Below are 3856 nucleotides of genomic sequence, written 5' to 3' on the forward strand. Positions count from 1 at the left end.
CTGCTTTGCGCCAAAAGCGGACATTGCGCCTGGGACCTGTTGCTTCAGCTTCTCCTGGGCATAGTATCCTGAAATCCTTGCCAACTAAGGTGGCGCGGGACCAAGGGAGGAGCAACATCGATGACTCAAAACGCGACGATAAAAATCAGCACCCTATCGATCTTGTCCGGCATCTTGGCCGCCACTATTGGCTCGAGCGCGTTGGCGAAATCGGCGGTTACACTCAATGATTTCTACAAGCCAATCAACCTCTCCGAGATTACGCCGGAGAACATGCAGAGCTGGCCCTACTACAAGTACGTTTCCACACACTGGGATGACTACGGTTTGTTCGGCACCGTGCCCATCATGGCCGCTAAGAACCCTGCGCCTATGACGGTCGCCGACGAGCAGTTCGATCTACAACAGGACTTTCGTGATGGCCGCAGTTTCGTGGATTCGCTGAATGCGACGCAGACGAAGGGCTTCTTGATCATGAAGGATAACGAGATACTGGGGGAGTTTTACGACAACGGCTTCAATGCCGATCAGACACAACTCCTACAATCCTCGTCTAAGACTTATGCTGGGATCATCGCGTCGAAGTTGATCGACGAAGGCAAGCTAGATCCCGACGCAGCCGTCGAAAGTTATCTGCCCGATTTCAAGGGATCGGCGATTGGGAAGGCCAAAGTTCAGCACGTACTCGATATGACCGCTGGGCTTCTGCCCGCAACCGACTACCACGTTCCCGGCGGCGAAGCCTTTGTGTTCGAGATAGAACAAGGCCTCAAGCCGGGCGAGCCTAGCGGGCACCGCAAGGCTGTGATCGAGGCCAAAACTCAGAACGCGCCCGGAGCAGTCTACACCTACAACGACAAGAATACGGACTTGCTGGCAATGCTGGCGGAAGGAGTGACAGGGGAACCGTTTAACAAGCTTCTATCCGATATGTTCGATGACTTTGGTGCCAACAGCCGGGGGTCTATAGCGCTGACAGTCGATGGTACGGCGAGCCCCTCTTACGGCATCAGTACGACCCTCAGGGACTACGGTTTGTTTCACCAATGGATAGCTCAGGGAAAGGCGCCCAAGAGCTTCTATGCTTCTGTCGAGGACGTCGATAAAGACCTGCTCAGAGAGTCTGAGTCAGGCAAGGGTATGGCCGCTGCCTTTGGTACGCCGGTCACATACGCATCACAGGCTTGGTACCTACCTGAACACAACATTATCCACTCTGTTGGTTCCTACGGACAGGTCGGCTTCAGCGATATGGACACTGGCATTGCGGTCGTGTTCATGCAGGACTGGGAGGATAATGGGGTACCGGCAAAGAACGCAGAAACCGTGGCCCGTGCGCTCTTCATACTTGATCAGCTAAAGGCTCAATAAGCAGCAAGATTTACGGGTGAACTCCTCGTCGAGGTACTGTCAACTCACTGACTGAGACGATGTCCGCGTTGGGTCATTACCCTAGTTAGCAAGCAACCCGCTGAATCTGAAAACTGAGGGCTCGATTCATACGCTATGGCTTTCGAAGCGACCAGTGTACAGACTGCCTTTCGCGCTAAAGACCAGCGATTCCGGCAGGGCCAAGTTGCCCTAGCCATCGTGCTGCCCATCCTTTTGGTACCTATCAGCGACGCAGCCATCGCTCAGTCTGCTTCTATTCCGACGTCGACACCAATTGATCGCGGCTTGGACAACTCACCCGATGACATCGACAATCAGCTACGGGAGTCGGACGAGCGCGAAGACAGTATTTTCGCTGTTGAGCCGCTGCAACCGATCTACGGTCAATGGCAGCGGTCAACGCGAGCGCTCAGGGACTCAATAGGCCTCGATCTTGGGCTGAACTACACGGGGCTTTATCAGAAGTCTGACGCCGCACTGCCGGGAAAGCGGTCCGAGGGCAGTGGCGGAGACCTCGATTTCTTCGGCCGCTGGAACCTCTTCAATCAGCGTGGCCCCTGGCCTGGGGCATTGGTCTTCGCTACCGAAACCCGCCACCGCTATTCAGACATTCCGCCCTCGCAGCTGGGCGAGGAAATCGGCTCCCTCTGGAGCACGGTGGTTAGCTTTAACACGCAAGACTTCGCGCTGAAGCAGCTTTACTGGGAACAGGGCCGTTATGAGGACGGGCTGATTTATCGGGCGGGTAAAATGGACCCATCGGATATTTATGATAGCGGTCGCTTCGTGAGCTCGAACTACGCGTTCCTTAGCCCCGCCTTTTCCGACACGATGACGATGCCTTTGCCGGCTCCGGGATTGGGGTTGGCCGGGGCCGTTTATCCGACAGAGAACACCTACATCCTCGCTGGCGTTCACGATGCCAATGGCGCGGCGACGAGCTTTGGCCAGCTGGATCGCGGCGAGTTCTTCGTTGCAGTCGAATTCGGCGCGACGCCAAACTACGACGAGCCAGGTGCCGGCCTTTACCACGTCACGCTTTGGCACAGTGACGCACGAGAGGATGCGAATGTGCCGAGCGGTCGAGGTGTTGCAATGACATTCGAACAGGAGGTTGGACCCGATGGAACCCTTGTCCCATTCGTCCGGTATTCGTATGCGGATGGTGGTGTGACCTCAGTTCACCAGACCTTTGCGGTTGGTCTGGGGCTCGAGGAGCCCTTCGGTCAAAACGCCGACCTCATCGGAGTAGGGTTCTCGTGGGGTCAACCCTCCGACACGGCACTGAAGGACCAGTATGTCTTGGAGGCATTCTACCGAGTCTTTGTCACGCCGCTCACCCACGTCACGCCGGACATACAAGTCATTTTTGACCCGGTCAAAAACCCGACCGAGGACGTGTTGGCAGTGGGCAGCGTAAGGTTGAGAACGCTATTCTGATATCCCCTCAGGGTCACTGGCAGACAACAGGATTGCGACATCGATCCTTAGGTGTCGAGCGTTGACTTACCACCGCGCCTTCACCGTCGCGAAGGCCGATGTTGGCGCGCCGTACGAGATGTTGTTGTTATTGTGCGACGAGATCCAGTACTCCGTATTGAACATGTTCTCGACATTGACCTGCGCCGTCCAGTGCTCGTTGAGGTCATAGTAGACGGCGCTATCGAACCGGGTATAGCCGGGCACCGTAACAGCGTTGTCGGATGCGGCGAACCACTCGGCTTGATGGATGATGCCGAGACCAAAGCCCCACTTTTCCGTCAACTGATACCTGTTCCACATGGAGAAAGTGTCGAGGGGTACTGACTCTACCGAGTTCCCTACCAGCGCCAAGTTGTCACCTGCCGACAAGATCTCCGAGTTTGTGTGAGCGTAGCCGCCAAACACCTGCCACTTGTCAGTGATGTAGCCGCTGAGCTCAAGCTCGACACCTGTGGTGCGTGTCAGCCCCCGCGCAAAAGTATCTGCGCCGATGGTCACGGGTTGGTTGTCGCGGTCAAGCCGGTAGACCGCACCTTGCAATAGCAGGCGTGGCCGTACCGTCCATTTGAAGCCCGTTTCGTAGTTCTCAAAGACCTCGGGCTCAAGCTCCGACGCTGTCACACTTAAGGCTCCAAAGTTATCTCCATTGGCAGGGAGGAAGGATTTGGAATAGCTCGCGTAGACGTGGAATTGCTCCCAAGGCTTGACGACAGCGCCGGCACGCGGGGACCACACCTCGTCAACCCGTGACGTCCTGAAGCCGTCGATCCTGTCTACAAAGTCGACATCAAACCGTTCAAACCGAACGCCGCCAATAAGTTCAAAATAGCGCCCGATCTCAAATTGATCCTGGATGAACAGGCTTGTTGTATCGAGGTCAGTGAACCTTGCCCGGCTTGGCCGACTGTAAAACGTCGGGGTGAAGACCGTTGGATTCCTTGCGGGCACATCGAGCGCAAAGATGCCGGAGCCCGGCATGCCG

General features: G+C 56.1%; 3 protein-coding genes. 2 read left to right on the top strand and 1 reads right to left on the bottom strand.

Annotated elements, in window-relative coordinates:
* Nucleotides 1-120: 120 nt before the first annotated feature.
* Both AC33YF_RS13125 and AC33YF_RS13130 read left to right on the top strand, forming a co-directional pair.
* Nucleotides 121-1371 carry a serine hydrolase domain-containing protein gene (locus AC33YF_RS13125; RefSeq protein WP_491777658.1) on the top strand — a complete coding sequence of 417 codons (1251 nt, stop codon included), beginning with the start codon at nt 121-123 and terminating at the stop codon, nt 1369-1371.
* Nucleotides 1372-1506: 135 nt separating this feature from the next.
* Nucleotides 1507-2832 carry a carbohydrate porin gene (locus AC33YF_RS13130; RefSeq protein WP_491777659.1) on the top strand — a complete coding sequence of 442 codons (1326 nt, stop codon included), beginning with the start codon at nt 1507-1509 and terminating at the stop codon, nt 2830-2832.
* A gap of 66 nt (nt 2833-2898) precedes the next feature.
* Here AC33YF_RS13130 and AC33YF_RS13135 read toward each other — a convergent pair.
* The coding region (locus AC33YF_RS13135; RefSeq protein WP_491777660.1) for a TonB-dependent receptor at nt 2899-3856 on the bottom strand (958 nt) is incomplete at its 5' end.

The organism is Methyloceanibacter sp. (assembly GCF_058506495.1).

Excerpts from the sequence above, each read along its gene's own strand:
- AC33YF_RS13130 (WP_491777659.1), top strand. The coding sequence starts at position 1,507 with ATGGCTTTCGAAGCGACCAGTGTACAGACTGCCTTTCGCGCTAAAGAC.
- AC33YF_RS13125 (WP_491777658.1), top strand. The coding sequence starts at position 121 with ATGACTCAAAACGCGACGATAAAAATCAGCACCCTATCGATCTTGTCC.